Origin of the sequence: Streptococcus sp. NM (assembly GCF_003390135.1) — a bacterium.
GTDB lineage: Bacteria > Bacillota > Bacilli > Lactobacillales > Streptococcaceae > Streptococcus.
On record NZ_QUOS01000001.1, the window covers coordinates 120,928 to 144,963 of the forward strand.

27 protein-coding genes and 1 pseudogene are annotated in these 24,036 nt (G+C 41.8%); 16 read left to right on the forward strand and 12 right to left on the reverse strand.

Translation table 11 applies throughout. From position 1 onward, the window contains the following. Positions 1-4: 4 nt before the first annotated feature. The 7 genes from queF to DXN33_RS00800 form a co-directional block, all read right to left on the reverse strand. Positions 5-496, reverse strand: a complete 492-nt coding sequence (gene queF / locus DXN33_RS09610) for a preQ(1) synthase (RefSeq protein WP_000082587.1) — start codon at positions 494-496, stop codon at positions 5-7. An 18-nt stretch (positions 497-514) separates the two neighbouring features. Beyond that, positions 515-1,231, reverse strand: coding sequence for a 7-carboxy-7-deazaguanine synthase QueE (gene queE / locus DXN33_RS09615; RefSeq protein WP_023938861.1), 717 nt, complete (start codon positions 1,229-1,231; stop codon positions 515-517). After that, complete coding sequence (gene queD / locus DXN33_RS00780; RefSeq protein WP_000464573.1) at positions 1,224-1,667, reverse strand: 6-carboxytetrahydropterin synthase QueD; 444 nt, start codon at positions 1,665-1,667, stop codon at positions 1,224-1,226. Before queD ends, queE begins: the two co-directional genes overlap by 8 nt. After that, entirely contained in the window at positions 1,667-2,320 is a 654-nt protein-coding gene (queC, locus tag DXN33_RS00785; protein WP_049552387.1) for a 7-cyano-7-deazaguanine synthase QueC, read from the reverse strand. Before queC ends, queD begins: the two co-directional genes overlap by 1 nt. Positions 2,321-2,521: 201 nt before the next feature. Then, a complete protein-coding gene (gene trxA, locus DXN33_RS00790) occupies positions 2,522-2,836 on the reverse strand; it encodes a thioredoxin (protein ID WP_001029581.1) in 315 nt (104 codons plus the stop codon). 16 nt (positions 2,837-2,852) lie between these two features. Next, positions 2,853-3,074 carry a DUF4649 family protein gene (locus tag DXN33_RS00795; protein WP_000570256.1) on the reverse strand — a complete coding sequence of 74 codons (222 nt, stop codon included), beginning with the start codon at positions 3,072-3,074 and terminating at the stop codon, positions 2,853-2,855. Between the two features lie 99 nt (positions 3,075-3,173). Next, positions 3,174-3,554: a MarR family winged helix-turn-helix transcriptional regulator gene (locus tag DXN33_RS00800; RefSeq protein WP_049552388.1), complete on the reverse strand. Its 381-nt coding sequence runs from the start codon at positions 3,552-3,554 to the stop codon at positions 3,174-3,176. 282 nt (positions 3,555-3,836) lie between these two features. Here DXN33_RS00800 and DXN33_RS00805 point away from each other — a divergent pair, with 282 nt between their 5' ends. Together DXN33_RS00805 and DXN33_RS00810 are read left to right on the forward strand one after the other, a co-directional pair. After that, positions 3,837-4,211 carry a CidA/LrgA family protein gene (locus tag DXN33_RS00805; RefSeq protein ID WP_115904018.1) on the forward strand — a complete coding sequence of 125 codons (375 nt, stop codon included), beginning with the start codon at positions 3,837-3,839 and terminating at the stop codon, positions 4,209-4,211. Next, positions 4,208-4,903 carry an LrgB family protein gene (locus DXN33_RS00810; protein ID WP_115904019.1) on the forward strand — a complete coding sequence of 232 codons (696 nt, stop codon included), beginning with the start codon at positions 4,208-4,210 and terminating at the stop codon, positions 4,901-4,903. The genes DXN33_RS00805 and DXN33_RS00810 overlap by 4 nt, the downstream gene beginning before the upstream one ends. A gap of 329 nt (positions 4,904-5,232) precedes the next feature. Here the strand turns inward: DXN33_RS00810 and DXN33_RS00815 are convergent. From DXN33_RS00815 to DXN33_RS00835, 5 genes and pseudogenes are all read right to left on the reverse strand, one after another. Next, positions 5,233-5,467: pseudogene (locus tag DXN33_RS00815) on the reverse strand (ABC transporter ATP-binding protein); the annotation flags it as partial. A gap of 313 nt (positions 5,468-5,780) precedes the next feature. Beyond that, on the reverse strand, positions 5,781-6,410 hold the full coding sequence (locus tag DXN33_RS00820) for a hypothetical protein (RefSeq protein WP_042750623.1): 630 nt from the start codon (positions 6,408-6,410) through the stop codon (positions 5,781-5,783). A 322-nt stretch (positions 6,411-6,732) separates the two neighbouring features. Further along, positions 6,733-7,500 (reverse strand): ABC transporter permease, encoded by a 768-nt coding sequence (locus tag DXN33_RS00825; RefSeq protein ID WP_024057289.1) that lies wholly within the window; start codon positions 7,498-7,500, stop codon positions 6,733-6,735. 15 nt (positions 7,501-7,515) lie between these two features. Beyond that, the gene (locus DXN33_RS00830) at positions 7,516-8,211 is read right to left on the reverse strand and encodes an ABC transporter ATP-binding protein (RefSeq protein ID WP_000054197.1); all 696 of its coding nucleotides are present in this window, start codon (positions 8,209-8,211) and stop codon (positions 7,516-7,518) included. 4 nt (positions 8,212-8,215) lie between these two features. Continuing rightward, entirely contained in the window at positions 8,216-8,581 is a 366-nt protein-coding gene (locus tag DXN33_RS00835) for a GntR family transcriptional regulator (RefSeq protein ID WP_115904021.1), read from the reverse strand. 139 nt (positions 8,582-8,720) lie between these two features. Here DXN33_RS00835 and nrdR point away from each other — a divergent pair, with 139 nt between their 5' ends. The 14 genes from nrdR (at position 8,721) to DXN33_RS00910 (ending at position 23,778) form a co-directional block, all read left to right on the forward strand. Then, positions 8,721-9,194 carry a transcriptional regulator NrdR gene (nrdR, locus tag DXN33_RS00840; protein ID WP_001203672.1) on the forward strand — a complete coding sequence of 158 codons (474 nt, stop codon included), beginning with the start codon at positions 8,721-8,723 and terminating at the stop codon, positions 9,192-9,194. Further along, positions 9,195-10,364: a replication initiation and membrane attachment family protein gene (locus tag DXN33_RS00845; RefSeq protein WP_115904023.1), complete on the forward strand. Its 1,170-nt coding sequence runs from the start codon at positions 9,195-9,197 to the stop codon at positions 10,362-10,364. Beyond that, the gene (gene dnaI / locus DXN33_RS00850; protein ID WP_115904025.1) at positions 10,365-11,261 is read left to right on the forward strand and encodes a primosomal protein DnaI; all 897 of its coding nucleotides are present in this window, start codon (positions 10,365-10,367) and stop codon (positions 11,259-11,261) included. Then, on the forward strand, positions 11,258-11,971 hold the full coding sequence (locus tag DXN33_RS00855) for an NADPH-dependent oxidoreductase (protein ID WP_115904027.1): 714 nt from the start codon (positions 11,258-11,260) through the stop codon (positions 11,969-11,971). Before dnaI ends, DXN33_RS00855 begins: the two co-directional genes overlap by 4 nt. A gap of 13 nt (positions 11,972-11,984) precedes the next feature. Beyond that, the gene (gene der / locus DXN33_RS00860; protein WP_001207696.1) at positions 11,985-13,295 is read left to right on the forward strand and encodes a ribosome biogenesis GTPase Der; all 1,311 of its coding nucleotides are present in this window, start codon (positions 11,985-11,987) and stop codon (positions 13,293-13,295) included. A gap of 84 nt (positions 13,296-13,379) precedes the next feature. After that, positions 13,380-13,715, forward strand: coding sequence for a hypothetical protein (locus tag DXN33_RS00865; RefSeq protein ID WP_115904028.1), 336 nt, complete (start codon positions 13,380-13,382; stop codon positions 13,713-13,715). A 32-nt stretch (positions 13,716-13,747) separates the two neighbouring features. Then, on the forward strand, positions 13,748-14,035 hold the full coding sequence (locus DXN33_RS00870; RefSeq protein WP_181897261.1) for a hypothetical protein: 288 nt from the start codon (positions 13,748-13,750) through the stop codon (positions 14,033-14,035). 145 nt (positions 14,036-14,180) lie between these two features. Beyond that, the gene (secA, locus tag DXN33_RS00875; RefSeq protein WP_042750638.1) at positions 14,181-16,694 is read left to right on the forward strand and encodes a preprotein translocase subunit SecA; all 2,514 of its coding nucleotides are present in this window, start codon (positions 14,181-14,183) and stop codon (positions 16,692-16,694) included. 80 nt (positions 16,695-16,774) lie between these two features. After that, positions 16,775-17,806, forward strand: coding sequence for a 3-deoxy-7-phosphoheptulonate synthase (locus DXN33_RS00880; RefSeq protein ID WP_115904030.1), 1,032 nt, complete (start codon positions 16,775-16,777; stop codon positions 17,804-17,806). Position 17,807: 1 nt separating this feature from the next. Next, positions 17,808-18,839, forward strand: coding sequence for a 3-deoxy-7-phosphoheptulonate synthase (locus tag DXN33_RS00885; protein WP_115904032.1), 1,032 nt, complete (start codon positions 17,808-17,810; stop codon positions 18,837-18,839). A gap of 44 nt (positions 18,840-18,883) precedes the next feature. Beyond that, entirely contained in the window at positions 18,884-19,246 is a 363-nt protein-coding gene (acpS, locus tag DXN33_RS00890) for a holo-ACP synthase (protein WP_042750645.1), read from the forward strand. After that, on the forward strand, positions 19,236-20,339 hold the full coding sequence (gene alr / locus DXN33_RS00895; protein WP_115904034.1) for an alanine racemase: 1,104 nt from the start codon (positions 19,236-19,238) through the stop codon (positions 20,337-20,339). Before acpS ends, alr begins: the two co-directional genes overlap by 11 nt. An 18-nt stretch (positions 20,340-20,357) precedes the next feature. After that, positions 20,358-22,373 carry an ATP-dependent DNA helicase RecG gene (gene recG / locus DXN33_RS00900; RefSeq protein WP_115904036.1) on the forward strand — a complete coding sequence of 672 codons (2,016 nt, stop codon included), beginning with the start codon at positions 20,358-20,360 and terminating at the stop codon, positions 22,371-22,373. A 424-nt stretch (positions 22,374-22,797) separates the two neighbouring features. Next, positions 22,798-23,778 (forward strand): acetylxylan esterase, encoded by a 981-nt coding sequence (locus tag DXN33_RS00910; RefSeq protein ID WP_115904038.1) that lies wholly within the window; start codon positions 22,798-22,800, stop codon positions 23,776-23,778. Positions 23,779-24,036 lie beyond the last annotated feature (258 nt).

Sequence of the window (24,036 nt, forward strand, 5' to 3'; positions counted from 1 at the left end):
GAGTTTAACGGTTATCAATTTTCTCTGGATAAAGGTCGTGTTGGAAGAGGCGTTGTTCTGCCAAGCCTTCATACTTAGTTCCAGGCTTACCGTAGTTGTAGTAGGGGTCAATTGAGATGCCACCGCGAGGAGTAAATTTTCCCCAAACCTCCAAATAGCGAGGATCTAGCAAGTTGACTAAGTCTTTCCCAATGGTGTTGATACAGTTTTCGTGGAAATCTCCGTGGTTTCGGTAGCTAAAGAGGTAGAGTTTGAGGGATTTTGACTCGACACAGAGCTTGTCAGGGATGTAGGAAATATAGATAGTTGCAAAGTCTGGCTGAGCAGTGATTGGGCAAAGTGAGGTGAATTCAGGACAGTTAAATTTGATAAAATAGTCATTTTCCACATGACGATTATCAAAGGATTCGAGGACTTCTGGTTGATATTCGAAAATGTAGTTGGTTTCTTTGTTGCCGAGGAGGCTTAGGTTTTTCATTTCTTCTTGTTGTGACATGATTCTTTCTTTCTAATTTTAAACACCACGTTGATTATCGTAGAGGAGGGTATGGAGTTGAGGAAGGACGCGGACATTGCCCCAGCTATCGTCGGCAGCGATGCGTTCCCAGAGTTCTTTGAGACGGTCCAGTTGGTCTTGGACAATATTGCCTGTAGCCTTGGGCTCAGGATTTCCAGCTGATAAGAAGAGAACATCTGGTTGGTAACGTTCTTGTATGCCTCTGGCAAAGGCCAAATCTGCATCGTCAAAGACAGGGATTTTAAAGGTGACCTTATCTGGATCCAGTTGGGAAACGATAAAGTCCAAGGTCTCAAAGTTGACTTCCATCTTGGATGAAGGAGGTTTGGGACTCAGAGTGACCTGGTCGATGTCTTTCAACCAATTTTGCCAGCGAGAGCCTTGAGTTTCAACAGCCAGAGTGACACCACGTTCCTTAAGTTTAGTGACCAATTCGGCCATGTTGGCTGCTAGGATAGCAGGATTTCCCCCAGATAGGGTTACATAGTCGTAGCTCCCCAATTTATCCAAGGCAGCAATGACCTCGTCAGCTGTCATGCGAGTTGGTTTTTCAGAACCATCCCATGTAAAGGCAGAATCGCACCAGTCGCAGTGGTAGTCGCAACCTGCAGTGCGGACAAACATGGTTTTCTGACCGATTGCACGGCCTTCGCCTTGAAAGGTTGGACCAAAAATTTCCAGAACTGGTAGTTTGAGGACACGTTCCCTAGTCATCTAACCACTCCCGTCTAAACTCCGCAAAGGCAGTCGGAGTCTCATAGAGACGAACGTATTCCAAACGGAGACCGCGCTCGTCTGGCAACTCTTGATTCATGGTTTGAAAAATCCAGTAAACCATATTTTCAGCAGTCGTGTTCATATAGGGAAGAGTTTCATTGAGATAGCGATGATCCAAGTGGGGTTCTAAGTAGTTCTTGTAGATTGCTTTGATGTCTCCGAAATCGTAGGTCATGCCACGTTCATCTAAAAATCCACTGACAGCAATCTGCAGATGATAGGTATGGCCGTGCAGGGACTTACATTTTCCCTCATAGTGAAAGAGGTGGTGGGCAGCATCAAAGGTAAATTCTTTTGATACCAAGGTTCTGTGAGGATTGTAGACCAGAGACTCCCCAGTTTCTTGTTTGATTTCTTTGGGTGCGAAAAACATTAGGCCTCTCCTTTCTGTGAGAGATAAACATCTAGACCATGCTGACGTAGATGGCAGGCTGGGCAATCTCCACAGCCACTTCCGATAATCCCGTTGTAGCAGGTTAAGGTCTTTTCACGAACGTAGTCAAAAGCACCGAGTTGGTCAGCCAATTCCCAAGTTTCAGCCTTGTCTAGCCACATGAGAGGTGTTTGGATAACGAAGTCGTAATCCATGGCAAGGTTGAGGGTAACATTAAGGGATTTTACAAAGACATCTCTACAATCGGGGTAGCCTGAAAAGTCTGTTTCGCAGACACCTGTCACGATGTCTTTAATGCCTCGTTGCTTAGCAAGAACTGCCGCAAAGGACAAAAAGAGGTGGTTGCGACCGTCAACGAAGGTATTGGGAACCTCTCCCTCTTTTTGCTCAATTTCCAGATCAGAGGTCAGGGCATTTTCAGTGATTTGCCCCAGCAGGGACATATCTAGGATGTGATGACGAATGCCCTGTTCCTTAGCGATTTCTTTAGCGACTTGAATTTCGAGATGATGGCGTTGGCCGTAGGCAAAGGTAACGGCTTCGACCGTTTCATAGTGTTCTTTAGCCCAAAATAGGCAGGTTGTAGAATCTTGACCGCCACTAAAGACGACCAAGGCTGATTGACGTTTCATAGTACTCCTTCCAAAATGGGAAATGTTCAGAGCACGCAAAAAGCTCCCTTGAGGGAGCTAAAAAATACCAAGTCAAGGTTTTTTTTAGCGATGGCATGTCCCAAACATCGTAATATTCTACTTACAGTCTAGCATATTTTTTGAAAAATGGCAAAGGACAAGAAAAAAGAGACCAAAGCAAGTACTTGGTCTCTCAGTTGATTAGCTCAATTCAGCAACGATGGCCTTGATTTGTTCTGCTGTGTGAACACCAGCAACTTGTTTGACAACTTGGCCGTCTTTTTTGAAGAGAAGAGTTGGGATAGACATGATTCCAAAGGCACGAGCTGTGTTTGGATTTTCATCAACGTCCATTTTAACGATTTTCAAAACATCTTCTGAAAGCTCTTCAGACAATTTGTCCAAGATTGGACCTTGCATACGACATGGACCACACCAAGTTGCCCAGAAGTCTACCAAGACCAAACCGTCTTTAGTTTCTTGTTCGAATGTTGCATCTGTAATTGCTTTTGCCATTGTATTTCTCCTTTTTTTAGTTATATTGGCTTAAATCTTGTTTCATGAGATAGAAGAAGACATCTCCATAAGTCCCATGGTAGTCCAAATCATGACCGTTGTAAGTTAATTTTTGGACAGGGTAGTAGTCTGCGACACCGATAAGGCAAGCTTGTTGTGAACGATCAAAATCTTCATAAGATTCGAAAGTTACAGTTCTTTCATTCTTGCTGGCATCTAGATAGGTAATTTCAATCATGTTTAAAACTCCTTTGTTTAATGATGATTTTATTTTACTCCTTGTAAAAGAGAATGTCAAGAAAAATGATTGCGCACGCAACTTTTTTCTAAAATCATCTTAAATCAAGAAATCCAAACCAGTTTCCAAGCTTTCTTCGACAGCCTTTTGTAGTGTGGCCAGTGTCTTTTGCCCATCACTTGTCAGGCAGATAAAGCTAGAGCGTCGATCTTGATCACAACACCTGCGACTAAGTAGACCGCAATTTTTGGCTTCCAAGCGAGCCACCATCCGAGAAACAGCGCTCGGACTCAGATGAAGTTTATCTGGCAGGTCAATCTGGCGTAGAGATTTTTCTTGAGCCAAGTCCAGATAGTAGAGCAGGTAGAACTCTTTCAAGGTCAGACTTTGCTCGCTCTGCTGGGAAATAGTCTCTTCCAAGAGACTTTCAATTTCTTTCTGACGCCGATTAAAATCAAACCATTTTTCCAAATAGGTCATAGTATCTCCTTTCTTTTTAGAGTTGTAAATAGAAGAAGGCCCATTCACGGACAGTCTCTGTATCACAAGATGATTGCGCATGCAATAATTATACTACTTTTCAAAAGAGCTGGCAAGAAAGACGTTGAAATCTTGTGTCCTAAATCATGCATGTTTTCACAAGTCAAGAATTGTCTGTATCCACTTTCATCTCTAATTTTCATTATCCCTTGTGCATTTCCTTGAAATTTTCTGAAAAAAGAGTAAACTGGTATGCAAGAAGTCTATTTCGTGGAGTTTAGGATGAAATTATATGTTCAATTAATGATTCTCTTTGTGATTTCTCTAATCGGAGAGGGGATCTCTAGTTTCTTTCATTTGCCCATCCCAGGCAGTATTATTGGTTTGATTATTCTCTTTCTAGCCTTGCAATTTAAGTGGCTGAGAACTAGGCATGTCAACATGGTGGGGAATTTCTTGCTGTCCAATATGACCATTCTCTTTTTGCCACCAGCAGTGGGAATCATGGAGAAGTTTGATGTGATTGCCCCCTATCTTTTGCCTATTGTTTTGATAGTCTTTTTTGCAGCAGTCATCAATATTATCCTCATAGCCTTGGTAGTTCAGTTTATCAAGAGACGGTTTGAGGGAGATTATGAGAAAGGAGATGCCAAATGAGTGAATTTGTTTCCAATCCCCTGTTTGGGCTTGCCCTGTCTATCCTAGCTTATCTAGTAGGAATGCTGATTTACAGACGTTTTCCTCATCCATTGACAACGCCCTTGCTTTTGTCAGCTGTTTTCATTATCATCTTTCTAAAAGTGATGGGTATTTCTTACCAAGATTACTACCAAGGTGGGGTTTATCTGAACAACTTGATTGTCCCATCGACCGTGGCTCTAGGGATTCCGCTTTATAAGAGTTTTCATCTGATGAAGCACCATGCTCGGAGTATTCTCTTTGGTAGTCTGTTAGCTGTAGTGGTCAATACATCTTTCACAGCCCTTGTGGCGAAAATATTTGGCATGGACTTTTTCCTAGCCATTTCTCTCTTTCCCAAGTCAGTAACAACCGCCATGGCAGTTGGGATTACAGAAAAATTGCAAGGTCTGACGACCGTGACCTTGGTGGTTGTAGTGGCGACTGGGATTTTAACCAGTGTCATCGGACCAACCCTTTTGAAGTGGTTGAAAATTGACGACCCAGTAGCTGTTGGTCTTTCTCTTGGAGGAACAGGCCACGCAGTTGGAACGGGAACAGCCTTCCGATACGGCTCTGTAGCAGGAGCCATGGGTGGTTTGGCTATCGGTGTCACAGGTATTCTCTATGTCTTTGTCAGCCCTATCGTAGCCAGTTTGATATTGAGTTAATACTCTTCGAAAATCTCTTCAAACCGCATCAATGTCGCCTTGCCGTAGGTATAGGTAACTGACTTCGTCAGTCTTATCCACAACCTCAAAACAGTGTTTTGAGCAACCTGCGGCTAGTTTCCTAGTTTGTTCTTAGTATAAAAAGCAAGGAATTCGGGTTCCTTGCTTTTTAAAATCGTATGTTATAGACTATTACTTTTCTTTGCTTAAGTGAATGACTTGGTCATAGTGTTTTAAGTCTTCTTCTGTGTAGTGATGAATGACTTCAATGACTGTTTGAGGTAGGAAGAAGAGCAAGTCACTAATCTTTCTGCTATTTTCCGAGTCAATATCAGTAATCAAACGGGCATAGTAATAGCGTTTTCCAGCTAAGCCTAGTAGGAGGATGAGATTACCAAGTATTCCTAGAATTAATACTTTCCAAAGAAGGCCTAGTTCTTGATTGGTAAAACTAGCAACAATATTCTGAACAAGGGCTGGTGTGATAATCGCTTCAAGCCAAATAATGGCAATAGAAAAGAAATAAAGTACAAGGTGCATCTTACTAACAAATCTTCTCAGCATAAAGAGTTGGCCTCCTTATCGATATACATGTAATCAGTTTTAAATTATTATACTCCTTTTTATCAAATACGTCATATAAAAATGGAAGTTTTAAGGGCGAAAAAAAGCCTAGCGAGTTATTGTCACTAGACTTTAAAACTATTGAAAATTAACCTTGTTTATCGAGATGTGATACGTTTCTAAAAAGTTGAATTGATGAGATAATGCATTTTTGATTAGAGAGCAATTACGGGGTAATGTATGAAGTATTAACAGTTGGTTAGTTTGAACTTAATTTAGTGATATGTATATGTTTGTTTTAGGTACTATTAGATTACAAGCCGCTATTTTCAATAATATTTTTTCCACCAACTTTATCAAAAGGAACTGAAGACTTTTTAGTAGGAATTTCTGTTATAAGATAGGATTTTTCTAATGAGTAGCCAGCATAGAATTGATTATAAATTTGTCCATAAATAAGTGACTTTGAAAGGAATTCAGCCTTTTCCTTATCTTTATTTGTAAATTCTAATTTCTCTGCAACTGTTCTATTACCGGAAGGATCAGTTTCGATAGTTCCCTTAACAATATTAAATTCTTTCTTATCATAGAAGTTTTTTTCCGATAATTTTTTTATTTCATCAATACTTTTATTTGTTATGTCTTTAAGCGTGATTTCAACTTGTTCTTCACTAGAATCTTTTGTTTTTTCAGGTTCTTTACCAATAGCATAGGATGTAACGTTGCCATTTTTCGTGAAATATATATACGTTATTTTATCATCTTTTGAAATTGTATCACTAGAGGCGTTAGCGACGAAGAATACTCTCTCTCTGTTTTCGTTTATTAATTCAACTATTCCTTTTCCTGTTATTTCTGTTTGAGCTGAATTTTGGGAACAAGCTCCTAAGAAAATACTAATAAATAATAAGACTAAAAATAGTAATCTATTTCTTTGTTTCATATGGGACTCCTAAAAGTTATTTATTTTTAATAACTCTATTGTATCATACAAGAAGCTTATATAGATTAAAAACATTGTCAATTGTGTCAATAATTTTGTGTAAAAACTTCATTATAGTTATAGGGTGTAATTTTGATAAGACCTCAAGTATGTTGGAATATCGTTCTCATACTTAGTCAATTGATTTATAAGAATATATTTAGTTTAGTGGTGTATTAGATTTTGTTATAACAAATTCGTTATTTTTTGTTTACGCATTTTATTTACATTATGTTAAAGATGATAAAAAAGCCTAGCGAGTTATTGTCGCTAGACTCTGATATTATTGCAAATTAACCTTGTTTTTCAAGATGTGATAAGTTCCTAGATAGTAGATGGCTATAAGAATAACTTCTTCCAGAATAGTCATGATAATGCCCATCTGGAACTGATCAGCTCCTCCTGTGGTTGATGGGAAGTAGAAACCAGGGTTAGAACGATAGAAGAGTTCAATAAAGCCAACGACGATTTGGATACCAATGTAGGCTACAATTGACAGTGCGGTACGGTATTCATTGAAAAGCTGTCCAATGGAAATAGCCAAGTAGATGCAGAGGATTCCAGAAATAGTATTTAGTAGGAAGGATACCCCCATAAGAGAGAGTTGAGGAAGATGTGTTTCTATAAATGGAATCACGTCAGAAGTTGCAAACCAATCTGGAGCCGTAAGGGTCAGAACAATGAAAGCACTGATTGCTAGTACAGTAGTGCTGACAATAGACCAGATAAAGGCACCGACTAGTTTGGCTGAGATGATATAATGTTCAGAAACTGGCAATGTCAAAGTCAGATAACCTTGTCGGTCATAGACACTACCTTTGAAGCGTTTAATAATTAAGAAAATAGTTGAAATCCCCAGTGTAATCATCAAGCCACTAAAGACAGTAGCTAGAAAAAGTAGCATAGTAAGTTGACTTTCTTTGGCAGGTAGATTGTTATAGGTCTGTGTCTGTATTCCGATAATGGCAGAAAGGGCTAGCACGGCAACGTAGAGGGCTAAATACCACTTGTTAACATTTTTAAATTCGTAGCGAACTAAATTCCAAAACATAATAATCTCCTTTGCTTAGGCCTTAAATTCCTGACGGAAGAGTTGGTCAATGGATTCACCTGACTCATAGCGAATATCATCTACATTGCCTTGACGGACGACTTTTCCATCCTTTAGGAAGACAATTTCATCCAAGATTGGCTCGATATCAGAAATCAAGTGGGTAGAAATCAAAACGGTAGAAGTTGGGGAGTAGTTGTTGATAATGGTATTGAGGATATACTCACGGGCTGCTGGATCCACCCCACCAATGGGTTCGTCCAGAACATAGAGACGAGCATCACGGCTCATAACCAAAATCAGTTGTACCTTTTCCTTGTTTCCTTTTGATAGTTTTTTGAGACGACTATTTTCATCAATGCCCAGGTCTGCAAGTAGATGATGGGCGCGTTCTAGATTGAAATCTTTATAGAAGGTCTTGAAGTAGGTTAGGGCTTCTTTGACCTTCATTTGCTCATTTAGATAGGTCGTATCCGGCAAATAAGCTACGATAGCCTTGGTTGCTGGGCTTGGGTCCATGTCGTTGATAAGGACACGTCCTTGATCTGGTTGTAAGAGGCCATTGATTAGTTTAATCAGGGTTGTTTTCCCTGAGCCGTTTGGTCCAAGGAGACCAACAATTTTGCCAGCTGGGATGTCAAGAGAAACATTTTCAAGGGCTGGGGTTGCTCCATAAGATTTGGATACATTTTCAAATGCTAGTAATGACATAGGCTTAAACTCCTTTAATATAATCGCCGACTACGCCTGGTAGTTCTTCTTTTTCATAGCCAAAATGGATCATGGAGGAAACGAAGTGTTCCAATTCTTCTTCTGATAATTGTTTGCGTGATTGGGCGATTAGCTCCTTATCCTCAGTTACAAATCGTCCAGTTGTGCGCTTGCTATAGACAAATCCTTCTCGTTCAAGGTCTGACAAGGCTCTTTGGATGGTGTTGGGATTGACACCAGCCTCGCTAGCCAGCTCTCTCACGGTTGGCAGTTGTTGATTGGGTTCCAGTGTATGGGAAACAATCTGAAGCTTGATTTTCTCCATAATCTGTAAATAGATGGGTTTTTTGTTGTCAAATGTCCAGGACATCTTGGTCTCCTTTCTTTTATCCTTTTGTCTTAATTAAATAATACAACAAAACAAAAAACTTGTCAAGCAAAAAGAAGAATTGTTTTGGGAATCGCTTAAAAAATGGTATAATGAAAAGAAAACGATAAGGAGGGAAAGGATGCGTTGTCCAAAATGTGGGGCTACCAAGTCAAGTGTTATCGATAGTCGCCAAGCAGAAGAAGGGAACACTATTCGTAGAAGACGTGAGTGCGATGAATGCCAACACCGTTTTACAACCTACGAACGGGTAGAAGAAAGAACCTTAGTGGTTGTTAAAAAAGATGGCACACGGGAACAGTTCTCCAGAGATAAAATCTTTAATGGGATTATCCGCTCAGCCCAGAAACGTCCTGTGTCAAGTGATGAAATCAACATGGTAGTCAATCGTATCGAACAGAAACTCCGTGGTCGAAATGAAAATGAAATTCAAAGTGAGGACATTGGTTCACTCGTCATGGAGGAGTTGGCTGAGTTAGATGAGATTACCTATGTACGTTTTGCCAGTGTCTATCGTAGTTTTAAGGATGTCAGTGAGCTAGAGAGCTTGCTCCAACAAATCACCCAGTCCTCTAAAAAGAAAAAGGAAAGATAAATGAAGCCAATTGACCGTTTTTCTTATCTAAAGAATAATCGGGTGTCGCAAGATACCTCATCTCTGGTACAGTGCTACCTCCCGATTATCGGTCAGGAGGCACTGAGCCTTTATCTTTATACGATTAGTTTTTGGGATAATGGTAGAAAAGAATATCTTTTTTCAAGCATTCTCAACCATCTTAACTTTGGGATGGATAGACTGATAAAATCCCTGAAAATCCTATCTGCTTTTAATCTCTTAACCCTCTATCAAAAGGGTGATACCTATCAGCTAGCTCTCCATACTCCACTTTCGAGTCAGGACTTCTTGGAACATCCTGTTTATCGCAGACTTTTGGAGAAGAAGATTGGCGATGCAGCTGTGGAGGATTTGAAAGTTGAGAGTGCTGAGGGAGAAGAAATACCTGTCTCACTCAATCAAGTCTTCCCAGACTTGGCAGAACTGGGAAGTCAAGAAGACCTTAGTCTCAAGAAGAAAGTGGCCAACGATTTTGACTTAGACCATTTTCGTCAGCTTATGGCTCGAGACGGGCTTAGCTTTGCGGATGAGCAGACCGATGTCTTAAACCTCTTTGCTATTGCTGAGGAGAAGAAATGGACTTGGTTTGAAACTTATCAATTGGCCAAGTCAACAGCTGTTTCCAAGGTTATTTCAACCAAACGCATGCGGGAAAAAATTTCTCAAAAACCTGTTTCCTCTGACTTTAGTCCTAAGGAAGCAACCATTATTAAAGAAGCCAAAAGTAAAACTGCCCTGCAGTTCTTAGCAGAAATCAAACAAACACGCAAGGCAAGTATTACTCAAACAGAAAGAGAACTCTTGCAACAGATGGCTGGTTTGGGTTTGCTGGACGAAGTCATCAATATCATTCTCTTATTGACCTTTAATAAGGTGGATTCGGCAAACATCAATGAGAAATATGCCATGAAAGTAGCCAATGATTATGCCTACCAAAAGATTCATTCGGCAGAAGAGGCAGTCTTGCGAATTCGTGAGCGTGGTCAGAAGAGCCAGGCTCAAAAAAGTAGTAAACCCAGTCCTGCTAAGTCCAATGTGCCCAAGTGGAGCAATCCAGATTATAAAAATGAAACCAGCGAGGAAACTCGTCTGGAACTAGAACGTAAGAAACAAGAACTATTAGCTCGATTAGAAAAAGGAGGAGATTAGATGGAAAGTGTCGGAGACGTACTCAAACGTCAACCTAGCCGTTTTCATTATCAAGATTTGGTCCAGAAAATCATGAAGGACCCTGATGTTGTGGCCTTTATCCAGCAAGAATCCCTTACTCCAGAGGAATTGAATCGCAGTATCTCCAAGTTTAATCAGTACATCACCGAGCGTGACAAATTTCTCCGTGGGGATACGGATTATATTGCCAAAGGCTACAAGCCGATTTTGGTTATGAATCATGGCTATGCGGATGTTTCTTATGAAGAAACTCCTGAACTAATCGCGGCTGAAAAAGAAGCGGCTATTAAGAACCGTCTCAAGTTAATCAATCTGCCAGCCAGTCTTAAGAAAGCTAGTTTGGCTCAAGTAGATTTGGATGATTTGGGGCGCTTACCAGTTTTTGAAAAGCTATTAGCCTTCGTGGAGCAATATCCAGCTATTCGAAAAGGTCTTTACCTATATGGAGATTTTGGTGTGGGTAAAAGTTTCATGGTGGCTGCCTTAGCCCATGATTTATCAGAAAAACGTGGTGTTTCATCAACTCTCCTCCACTATCCTAGCTTTGTCATTGATGTCAAAAATGCTATCGGTGATGGTAATGTCAAGACCTTGGTAGATGAGATTAAACTGTCTGAAGTCCTGATTTTAGATGATATTGGGGCCGAGCAATCAACACCTTGGGTGCGTGACGAAATCCTGCAGGTTATTCTCCAATACCGGATGCAGGAAAATTTACCGACCTTTTTTACCTCCAACTTCAACTTTGAAGAATTGGAGCTACATTTCGCTAAAGGAAAGCATGGAAATGACGAAACCTGGGAAGCCAGACGTGTCATGGAACGCATCCGTTATTTGGCTGAGGAGACTCGTTTAGAAGGAGTGAACCGTCGATGACAGAAACAATCAAATTAATGAAGGCTCATACTTCAGTGCGCAGGTTTAAAGAGCAAGTCCTTCCTCAAGAAGACTTGACTAAAATCCTGACAGCAGCCCAGATGGCCTCATCTTGGAAGAATTTCCAATCCTACTCTGTGATTGTGGTACGAAGTCAAGAGAAGAAAGATGCCTTGTATGAATTGGCACCTCAAGAAGCCATTCGCCAGTCAGCTGTTTTCCTTCTCTTTGTCGGAGATTTGAACCGAGCAGAAAAGGGAGCACGACTTCATACCGACACCTTCCAACCCCAAGGTGTGGAAGGCCTCTTGATTAGTTCAGTCGACGCAGCTCTTGCTGGTCAAAATGCTCTGTTGGCAGCTGAAAGCTTGGGTTATGGTGGTGTGATTATCGGTTTGGTTCGATACAAGTCAGAAGAAGTGGCAGAGCTCTTTAACCTGCCTGACTACACTTATCCTGTCTTTGGGATAGCACTAGGTTTACCAAATGAAGAACATGAAGTCAAACCTCGCTTGCCATTGAATCAAGTGGTGTTTGAGGAAGAATACCAGGAACAGACAGTTGATGTGATTGAAGCTTATGACCGTGTACAGGCTGACTATGCTGGGGCGCGTGCGACCACAAGCTGGAGTCAGCGCCTAGCAGAACAGTTTGGTCAAGCTGAACCAAGTTCAACTAGAAAAAATCTTGAACAGAAGAAGTTATTGTAGAAAGTGAGAAATTATGGCCCTACCAACTATTGCCATTGTAGGACGTCCCAATGTTGGGAAATCAACCCTATTTAATCGGATCGCTGGTGAGCGAATCTCCATTGTAGAAGATGTCGAAGGCGTGACGCGTGACCGTATTTATGCGACGGGTGAGTGGCTCAATCGTTCCTTTAGCATGATTGATACAGGAGGGATCGATGATGTCGATGCTCCTTTCATGGAACAAATCAAGCACCAGGCAGAAATTGCCATGGAAGAAGCAGATGTTATCGTCTTTGTCGTGTCTGGTAAGGAAGGAATTACTGATGCAGACGAATACGTAGCTCGTAAGCTTTATAAGACCCACAAACCAGTTATCCTCGCAGTTAACAAGGTGGACAACCCTGAAATGCGAAATGATATCTATGATTTTTATGCTCTCGGTTTGGGTGAACCATTGCCTATCTCATCTGTCCATGGTATCGGTACAGGGGATGTGCTAGATGCCATCGTAGAAAATCTTCCAAATGAATATGAAGAAGAAAACCCAGATGTCATTAAGTTTAGCTTGATTGGTCGTCCTAACGTCGGAAAATCAAGCTTGATCAATGCTATCTTGGGAGAAGACCGTGTTATTGCCAGTCCAGTTGCTGGAACAACGCGTGACGCCATTGATACCCACTTTACAGATACAGATGGTCAAGAGTTTACCATGATTGATACGGCTGGTATGCGTAAGTCTGGTAAGGTTTATGAAAATACCGAGAAATATTCTGTCATGCGTGCCATGCGTGCTATTGACCGGTCAGATGTGGTCTTGATGGTCATCAATGCGGAAGAGGGTATTCGTGAATACGATAAGCGTATCGCAGGATTTGCCCATGAAGCTGGTAAAGGAATGATTATCGTGGTCAACAAATGGGATACACTTGAAAAAGACAACCACACTATGAAAAACTGGGAAGAAGATATTCGTGAGCAGTTCCAATACCTGCCTTACGCACCGATTATCTTTGTATCCGCTTTGACCAAGCAACGTCTCCACAAACTTCCTGAGATGATTAAGCAAATCAGTGAAAGTCAAAATACACGTATTCCATCAGCTGTCTTGAACGATGTGATCATGGATGCCATTGCCATCAACCCAACACCGACAGACAAAGGAAAACGCCTCAAGATTTTCTATGCGACCCAAGTGGCAACCAAACCACCAACCTTTGTCATCTTTGTCAATGAAGAAGAACTTATGCACTTTTCTTACTTGCGTTTCTTGGAAAATCAAATCCGCAAGGCCTTTGTCTTTGAAGGAACACCGATCCATCTCATCGCAAGAAAACGCAAATAAAAAAGTAGAATCTGGAATGACATTTCCAGATTTTTTTTGATAGAATGAAGTTGAAGAAAACGCTATCAAAAAGAGGTGCCGCTGATGGAACATTTATTTAAATTCTTACTTTTAGCACCGTACTTTTATTTTGATAACTGGATTGAAAAGGCCAACAGAAATAGTAAATTTTTCCCGATTTTTTACTATTTTTACTGGGTTTACATCCCCCTCTATTCTCTTTTTAGCTTTGCTTGGACAGTTGTTTCAATTCTGTTTTTCAATATCGTCTTGAGAAATGTGACAGATATCAAGTTTAGGGGTATTTGGTTTCTTTTTATTCTGCTAGCTATTGGTCTGAATTGGTTAACTTATTCCTGTTTCAAAAAAATGTTTCGCTTGAGACGGGAACTAGGGAAGTCTAAAAGTGGAAGGCATTGATTTATATGGGTTTTGTTTATAGGAGGTGGCTTATGACACGTCTAAAACCATTTATTACACGTTATTCCAAGGTCTATATTGGTTTAGTTCTGTTGATCTGGATTGCTTTCTTCTTTCTTCCTTGGGGCAGTCCGATTCTGGGGATAACGATTGACATCTTCGTTATGCAGAAAATCTTGCTAGTTTTTGGAATTCTGTCCATTTTGATGGCCTTGATGTCCAAGAAAGTCAGTCTCTTTGTTTTTGGACTTATCTGCTGTCTTTCTCTTTGGATTAATCTATTTATCTTATTTGCTCTTTTGCCAATTTTTGGCAATTAAAGTATCATAAAAGTCAGAGAGGTTAGCTTGGAAACTAGCCTCTTTTTCCTTTTCAAAATAGGGATTCTTCCTTGAAAATAATCAGTAATTGTGCTAAAATTAAAAGAACATTCTAAAATATTCGGAATTTAAAGTAAGGAAAAACATGGCTAATATTTTAAAAACAATTATCGAAAATGATAAAGGAGAAATCCGTCGTCTGGAAAAGATGGCTGACAAGGTTTTCAAATACGAAGACCAAATGGCTGCTTTGACTGACGACCAACTAAAAGCAAAAACAGTTGAATTTAAAGAACGTTATCAAAATGGAGAATCACTGGATTCATTGCTTTATGAAGCATTTGCGGTTGTCCGTGAAGGTGCTAAACGTGTCCTAGGTCTCTTCCCTTATAAGGTTCAGGTTATGGGGGGAATCGTTCTTCACCATGGTGACGTGCCAGAGATGCGTACAGGGGAAGGAAAAACCTTGACTGCGACTATGCCAGTATACCTCAATGCCCTTTCAGGTAAAGGGGTTCACGTAGTTACGGTCAATGAATATCTATCAGAACGTGACGCAACTGAGATGGGTGAATTGTACTCATGGCTTGGTTTGTCAGTAGGGATTAACTTGGCTGCCAAATCTCCAATGGAGAAAAAAGAAGCCTATGAGTGTGATATTACTTACTCAACCAACTCAGAAATCGGATTTGACTACCTTCGTGACAACATGGTCGTTCGTGCTGAAAACATGGTACAACGCCCGCTTAACTATGCTTTGGTCGATGAGGTTGACTCAATCTTGATTGACGAGGCGCGTACACCTTTGATCGTATCAGGTGCTAACGCAGTTGAAACCAGTCAGCTCTACCACATGGCAGACCACTATGTAAAATCTTTGGACAAAGACGACTATATCATCGATGTGCAGTCTAAGACTATTGGTTTGTCTGATTCAGGGATTGACAAGGCGGAAAGCTACTTCAAACTTGAAAATCTCTATGATATCGAAAACGTGGCTTTGACTCACTTTATCGATAACGCCCTTCGTGCCAACTACATCATGCTTCTCGATATTGACTATGTGGTGAGCGAAGAGCAAGAAATCTTGATCGTTGACCAATTTACAGGTCGTACTATGGAAGGTCGTCGTTATTCTGATGGCTTGCACCAAGCTATTGAAGCTAAAGAAGGTGTGCCAATTCAGGATGAAACCAAGACATCTGCCTCAATCACTTACCAAAACCTCTTCCGTATGTACAAAAAATTGTCTGGAATGACGGGTACAGGTAAGACTGAGGAAGAAGAATTCCGTGAAATTTACAACATTCGTGTTATTCCAATCCCAACAAACCGTCCTGTTCAGCGTATTGACCATCCAGACTTACTTTTTGCTAGTATTGAAGCTAAGTTTAAGGCGGTTGTCGAAGACGTTAAGGCTCGTTACCAAAAAGGTCAGCCTGTCTTGGTTGGTACAGTAGCGGTTGAAACCAGTGACTACATTTCTAAGAAATTGGTCGCAGCTGGAGTTCCTCACGAAGTCTTGAATGCTAAGAACCACTATAAAGAAGCTCAAATCATCATGAATGCTGGTCAACGTGGTGCTGTTACTATCGCAACCAACATGGCCGGTCGTGGTACCGACATCAAGCTTGGTGAAGGGGTTCGCGAACTTGGAGGACTTTGTGTTATTGGTACAGAACGTCATGAAAGCCGTCGTATCGATAACCAGCTTCGTGGACGTTCAGGTCGTCAAGGAGATCCAGGTGAGTCACAATTCTACCTCTCTCTTGAAGATGATTTGATGAAACGTTTTGGTTCTGAACGTCTGAAAGGTGTCTTCGAACGTCTCAATATGTCTGATGAAGCCATTGAGTCTCGCATGTTGACACGTCAGGTTGAAGCGGCTCAAAAACGTGTCGAAGGAAATAACTACGATACCCGTAAACAAGTCCTTCAATACGATGATGTCATGCGTGAACAACGTGAGATTATCTACGCTCAACGTTACGATGTTATCACTGCAGACCGTGACTTGGCACCTGAAATTCAGGCAATGATCAAACGCACGATTGGTCGTGTCGTTGATGGTCATGCGCGTGCAAAACAAGATGAAAAACTAGAAGCAATTTTGAACTTTGCTAAGTACAACTTGCTTCCAGAAGATTCTATTACGATGGAAGACTTGTCAGGCTTGTCTGATAAGGCCATCAAGGAAGAGCTCTTCCAACGTGCCTTGCAAGTTTACGATAGTCAGGTTTCAAAACTACGCGATGAAGAAGCAGTGAAAGAATTCCAAAAAGTCTTGATTCTACGAGTGGTGGATAACAAGTGGACAGATCATATCGATGCTCTCGATCAATTGCGTAACGCGGTTGGACTTCGTGGCTATGCTCAGAACAACCCTGTTGTTGAGTATCAGGCAGAAGGTTTCCGTATGTTTAATGACATGATTGGTTCGATTGAGTTTGATGTGACACGCTTGATGATGAAAGCACAAATTCATGAACAAGAAAGACCACAAGCAGAACACCATATCAGTACAACAGCGACTCGTAATATCGCTGCCCACCAAGCAAATATGCCAGAAAATCTGGATTTGAGCCAGATTGGACGGAATGAACTTTGCCCATGTGGTTCTGGTAAGAAGTTTAAAAACTGTCACGGTAAAAGACAATAAAATGAGATAGTTTAGAGGCGGATACCTTGTGAAAAGTAAATTTTTACTTGGTATCCGTTTGCTTTATAAGGAGATGAGTTATGGTATTTACAGCAAAAAGTCCTAAAATTAATATTGAAGAAGTTCGTGCCTTATCAAAATTGGAAGGCCAAGCTTTGGAGAGAAAATCACAGCGCGATCAAGAGCTAGAAGCCATTATACGTGGAGAAGACCAACGGATTCTCTTGGTAATCGGGCCATGCTCATCTGACAATGAAGAAGCTGTCCTTGAGTACGCTAAGCGTTTGGCAGCTTTGCAAGAAGAAGTGGCAGACCGTATCTTTATGGTTATGCGTGTTTACACTGCCAAACCTCGTACCAACGGAGATGGCTATAAGGGCTTGATTCACCAGCCTAATGCGACAGAAGCGCCAAGCCTCATCAACGGGATTAAAGCTGTTCGCCATCTTCACTATCGTGTTATCACAGAAACAGGCATGACAACGGCTGATGAAATGCTTTATCCTGAAAATCTTCCTCTTGTGGATGATTTGATTTCTTACATGGCTGTTGGTGCCCGTTCAGTTGAAGACCAGCAACACCGCTTTGTGGCAAGTGGGGCAGATTTTGCGACTGGGTTTAAAAATCCAACCTCTGGAAATCTCAATGTTATGTTTAATGGGATTTATGCTGCTCAAAACAAACAAAGTTTCCTTTTCCTAGGAAAAGAAGTGGAAACAACTGGGAACTCGCTTTCCCATGCCATTCTTCGTGGAGCGACCAATGAGTATGGTAAGAATATTCCCAACTACTACTATGATAATTTGATGGATACCATTGCCCAGTATGAGAAGATGGGCTTGGAAAATCCCTTTATCATTGTGGATACCAATCATGACAACTCTGGTAAGCAATATATGGATCAGATTCGAATTGTCCGCCAGACCTTGATTAATCGTGATTGGAATGAAAAAATCAAGCAGTATGTTCGTGGCTTTATGATTGAGTCTTATCTAGAAGACGGCCGTCAAAACGAACCAGAAGTATTTGGCAAGTCTATCACGGACCCTTGTCTTGGCTGGGAAAATACAGAAGCCCTTGTCAGAGAAATCTACCAAACGCTAGGAGAATAAGATGGCATTTATTGAAAAAGGTCGAGAAATCGATATTGAAGCAATTAAGGCGGAAACTCAATTGTCTGCGGAAGCCTTGCGACTAAAGGAGCGTCGTGATAGAGAATTGGCAGACATTATTTCAGGAGAAGATGACAGAATTCTTTTGGTGATTGGTCCTTGCTCTTCTGACAATGAAGAGGCTGTCTTGGAATATGCTCGCCGTTTATCAGCCTTGCAAAAGAAGGTGGCGGACAAGATTTTTATGGTTATGCGTGTTTATACAGCTAAACCTCGTACCAACGGAGACGGCTATAAAGGTTTGGTTCACCAACCAGATACCTCTAAGGCTCCAAGCCTGATTAACGGTTTGCAGGCTGTTCGTCAGTTGCACTACCGCGTGATTACAGAGACTGGTTTGACAACGGCAGATGAGATGCTTTATCCGTCAAATCTGGTCTTGGTAGATGATTTGGTCAGCTACCATGCTGTTGGGGCTCGTTCTGTGGAAGACCAAGAGCACCGCTTTGTGGCCTCAGGGATTGATGCACCGGTTGGGATGAAAAATCCAACCTCAGGAAATCTTGGAGTAATGTTTAATGGCATCTATGCTGCTCAAAATAAACAGACCTTCCTCTTTCATGGTCAAGAAGTGGAGACTTCAGGAAATCCCTTGGCCCACGTCATCCTTCGTGGTGCAGTTAATGAATATGGGAAAAATGAGCCTAACTTTTACTATGAGACCCTGCTAAATGCTATTGAGCGCTATGAATCCATGGGACTTGAAAATCCCTTTATCCTCATTGACACCAACCATGATAATTCTGGCAAGCAATATATGGAACAGATTCGAATTGTTCGCCAGACTTTGCAAAATCGTGATTGGAATGAGAAGATTAAAAAGATAGTTCGAGGCTTTATGATTGAATCTTACCTAGCAGATGGTCGTCAAAACCAACCAGAGGTCTTTGGTTGCTCTATTACCGATCCTTGCCTGGGTTGGGAGAATACAGAGGCCTTGGTAGAAGAGATTTACGCTACCTTGACAAAATAAGTGAAAAGGATGGAGTTGGGGGATCTCAACTCCTTTTGATGAGAATGATAGTTGGACACGGAATTGATATCGAAGAATTAGCTTCGATAGAAAGCGCAGTTACACGACATGAAGGCTTTGCTAAGCGCGTTCTGACCGCTAAGGAAATGGAACGATTTAACAGTCTTAAAGGACGCAGGCAAATAGAATATTTAGCTGGTCGCTGGTCGGCTAAAGAAGCCTTTTCCAAGGCTATGGGAACAGGTATTGGCAAGCTCGGTTTTCAAGATTTGGAAGTCTTGAACAATGAACGCGGGGCGCCTTATTTTAGTCAGGCACCATTTTTAGGAAAGATTTGGCTATCTATCAGCCATACCGATCAGTTTGTGACAGCCAGTGTCATTTTGGAGGAAAATCATGAAAGCTAGTCCACATAGACCAACCAAGGCTCTGATTCATCTGGGAGCTATTCGACAAAATATTCAGCAAATGGGGGCTCATATCCCTGAAGGAACGCTCAAATTTGCAGTAGTCAAGGCTAATGCCTATGGGCATGGAGCTGTTGCTGTTGCGACGGCGATTCAGGATGAAGTTGATGGCTTTTGCGTTTCCAATATCGATGAAGCCATTGAACTCAGGCAAGCTGGACTCAGGAAGAAAATCCTTATTTTAGGAGTTTCTGAAATCGAAGCTGTTGCTCTAGCTAAAGAATACGACATCACCTTGACGGTGGCTGGATTGGAGTGGATTCAAGCACTCTTAGATAAGGAAGCGAACCTAACTGGATTGACAGTCCACCTCAAGATTGACTCAGGAATGGGACGGATTGGTTTTAGAGAGGCCGGTGAGGCTGAGCAGGCTCAAGACTTGCTCCAACAACATGGTGCTCGTGTTGAAGGGATTTTTACCCACTTTGCTACTGCAGACGAGGAATCAGATGACTACTTTAATGCCCAGTTAGAACGGTTTAAAACTATTTTAGCTAGTATGAAAGGTCTTCCAGAGCTTGTTCATGCTAGTAATTCGGCAACGACCCTTTGGCATGCAGAGACTATTTTCAATGCGGTTCGTATGGGAGATGCCATGTATGGTCTGAATCCTAGCGGAGAGGTTTTGGACTTGCCTTATGACTTGAAACCAGCCTTGACCTTGGAATCTGCTCTGGTTCATGTCAAGACAGTTTCAGCTGGAGCTTGCATGGGCTATGGAGCGACCTATCAGGCAGATAGCGAGCAAGTCATAGCGACGGTGCCAATCGGCTATGCGGATGGTTGGACACGAGATATGCAGAATTTCACGGTCTTGGTAGATGGGCAAGCTTGCCCAATTGTTGGACGAGTTTCTATGGACCAAATCACTATTCGTCTGCCTAAGCTTTATCCTTTAGGAACCAAAGTCACCCTCATTGGTTCTAATGGGGGCAAGGAGATCACAGCTACTCAGGTAGCGACCTACCGTGGAACCATTAACTATGAAGTGGTTTGTCTTCTCAGCGACCGCATTCCGAGAGAATATTATTAGAAAAGAAAGGAGTGGAGCATGAATCTACATCAACCCTTGCATGTCTTACCTGGTGTGGGACCAAAGTCAGCAGAAAAATACGCCAAACTAGGAATTGAAAATTTGCAAGACCTCTTGCTCTACTTTCCTTTCCGTTATGAAGACTTTAAGACCAAGCAGGTGCTGGAACTAGAAGACGGTGAGAAGGCGGTTCTTTCTGGTCAAGTTGTGACTCCTGCCAGTGTCCAGTATTATGGTTTCAAGCGCAATCGTCTGCGCTTTAGCCTCAAGCAGGGAGAAGTCGTTTTTGCGGTGAATTTCTTTAACCAGCCTTATCTAGCTGATAAGATAGAGTTGGGAGCAACTCTTGCTGTCTTTGGAAAATGGGACCGAGCCAAGGCTAGTCTGACTGGGATGAAGGTCCTAGCTCAGGTGGAAGATGACCTCCAACCTGTTTATCGCTTGGCTCAGGGAATCAGTCAGGCCAGTCTGGTCAAGGTTATTAAGACGGCCTTTGATCAGGGATTGGACCTCTTGATTGAGGAAAATCTTCCCCAGTCTTTGCTGGACAAATACAAACTCATGTCCCGTTGTCAGGCCGTTCGTGCCATGCATTTCCCCAAGGATTTGGCAGAATACAAGCAGGCCCTTCGCCGTATCAAGTTTGAGGAACTTTTTTATTTCCAAATGCAGTTGCAGACGCTCAAGTCTGAAAATAGAGTTCAGGGAAGTGGTCTGGTTCTGAATTGGTCTCAGGAAAAGGTGACAGCTGTCAAAGAAAGCTTGCCTTTTGCCTTGACTCCAGCTCAAGAAAAGAGTTTACAGGAAATTTTGACCGACATGAAGTCGGATCACCACATGAATCGTCTCTTACAAGGGGATGTGGGGAGCGGAAAAACGGTGGTCGCTGGCTTGGCCATGTTTGCGGCGGTGACAGCTGGCTACCAATCAGCCCTCATGGTACCAACAGAAATCCTTGCAGAGCAACATTTTGAGAGTCTACAGAGTCTCTTCCCAGACTTGAAACTAGCTCTTTTGACAGGTTCCTTGAAAGCTGCAGAAAAGAGAGAAGTCTTGGAGACTATTGCCAAGGGTGAGGCTGATTTGATTATCGGAACTCACGCTCTAATACAGGATGGGGTGGATTATGCTCGTCTGGGCTTGATTATCATCGATGAGCAGCACCGCTTTGGTGTAGGGCAAAGGCGTGTTCTGAGAGAAAAAGGCGACAACCCAGATGTCCTCATGATGACGGCGACTCCCATACCACGAACCTTGGCTATCACAGCCTTTGGAGATATGGATGTTTCCATTATTGACCAGATGCCAGCAGGACGAAAGCCTATTGTGACGCGCTGGATCAAACATGAGCAATTGCCTCAGGTCTTGACTTGGTTAGAGGGGGAAATCCAAAAAGGTTCACAAGCCTATGTCATCTCTCCTTTGATTGAAGAATCAGAAGCTCTGGATTTGAAAAATGCCATTGCCTTATCAGAGGAATTGACGGCTCATTTTGCAGGTAAGGCAGAAGTGGCTCTTCTACATGGTAAGATGAAGAGTGACGAAAAAGACCAGATTATGCAGGAGTTCAAAGAGCAAAAAACGGCTATTCTAGTTTCGACAACGGTTATCGAGGTTGGGGTCAATGTTCCCAATGCGACCGTTATGATTATCATGGATGCCGATCGCTTCGGTCTCAGCCAGCTTCACCAGCTCAGAGGTCGTGTGGGTCGGGGAGATAAGCAGTCTTATGCAGTTCTCGTTGCCAATCCCAAGACGGATTCTGGGAAAGACCGCATGCGCATCATGACAGAAACCACTAATGGATTTGTCCTTGCAGAGGAAGATTTGAAAATGCGTGGTTCAGGTGAGATTTTTGGAACCAGACAGTCAGGTCTTCCAGAGTTCCAAGTGGCTGATATTATCGAAGATTTTCCGATTTTAGAAGAAGCCAGAAAGGTTGCTACTTACATTAGTTCGATAGAAGCTTGGCAAGAGGAGCCAGAGTGGCGCATGATTGCCCTTCATCTGGAAAAGAAAGAACATCTAGATTAAGCTTTCTCTAAGGAAATCTTATACTCAATGAAAATCAAAGAGCAAACTAGGAAGCTAGCCGCAAGCTGTACTTGAGTACGGTAAGGCGACGCTGACGTGGTTTGAATTTGATTTTCGAAGAGTATTAAGCTAGCTTTCAGGTTTGGCCCTTATACTAGAGTCATCAAAAAGAAACGAGGACTCTCACATGACAGTAACGATTAAAGTAAATTACCAAACTACTTTCCAAAAGAAGGAAGCAAAAAATTAAGATTGAGCAGAAGAAGAAAGAGCGAAAATGCTCTTTTTTGTTTTTAAAATTACTTTCAGTCGATAGGTTTGAGGGAGGAGAATCTAAAATCTCTTTCTATTTACTCTTCTTTCTTGCATTGCTTTTCTAGATATGCTAGAGTGGTGATAGCGATTACAAAAAAAGGAGCATATTATGAAAAATCCAGCTTTATTAGAAGAAATCAAGACTTATAAAGGACGGGATGAGGTTCCAGAAGACTTTGATGCTTTCTGGGATGAGGAAGTGAAAAAAGTTTCAACACTTCCAGGCTACCAGTTGGAGGAAAGAAATTTCCACATTCCTCAAGTCAAGTGCTATGAGTTAACATTTGAAGGAAGCAAGGAAGGCAAGGTCTATGCACGCGTCGTTCTTCCAAAGAGTGAGGGTAAAGTTCCAATAATTTTCCATTTCCATGGTTATATGGGACGTGGCTTGGACTGGGCCGACATGCTGGCCTTCACCGTGGCTGGTTATGGTGTTGTTTCCATGGATGTGCGGGGGCAGTCGGGTTACTCACAAGATGGTTTGCGTTCTCCTCTAGGAAATACGGTTAAGGGACATATTATCCGTGGGGCTGTGGAAGGTCGGGATCACCTCTTTTATAAGGATGTTTATCTGGATATTTACCAGTTGGTCGAAATTGTTGCTAGTCTACCTCAGGTTGATGAGAAGCGTCTTTCTAGCTATGGTGCCTCGCAAGGAGGGGCTTTAGCCCTAGTTGCAGCAGCGCTCAACCCTCGAATTGAGAAAACTGTTGCAATCTATCCTTTCTTATCAGACTTCAGACGAGTGCTTGAGATTGGTAATACTAGCGAGGCTTACGACGAACTTTTCCGTTATTTCAAGTTTCACGACCCCTTCCATGAAACTGAGGAGGAGATCATGGCGACCCTTGCCTATATCGATGTGAAAAATCTTGCCCATCGTATCAAGGGTGAGGTTAAGATGATTACGGGCTTGGACGATGATGTTTGCTATCCTATTACCCAGTTTGCGATTTACAACCGTCTGACCTGTGACAAGTCCTATCTTATCATGCCAGAGTATGCCCATGAAGCTATGAATGTTTTTGTCAATGACCAAGTTTACAACTGGCTCTGTGGTAGTGAGATTTCTTTTAAGTATATAAAGTGATGAATGAGAGAGCCAGTAGCTCTCTTTTTTGTTATAAATGTTGAAAGTACTTTTAAAAATATTAAAATATTAAAATATTTCTGAAAGTAAAATCTATTCTATGACAAGCTTGAGATAAACCTATGACTTTATTGTATAATAAAGAAAAAGTCTCTAGGAAAGGAGTGAAAGAGCTACTGTTTGGATTACAGCTAGCTAAATTTTGAAAGAGAGAAGGAGAGGAACTCTCGTTTATTAATTACTTTCTTGTGTTTTCCT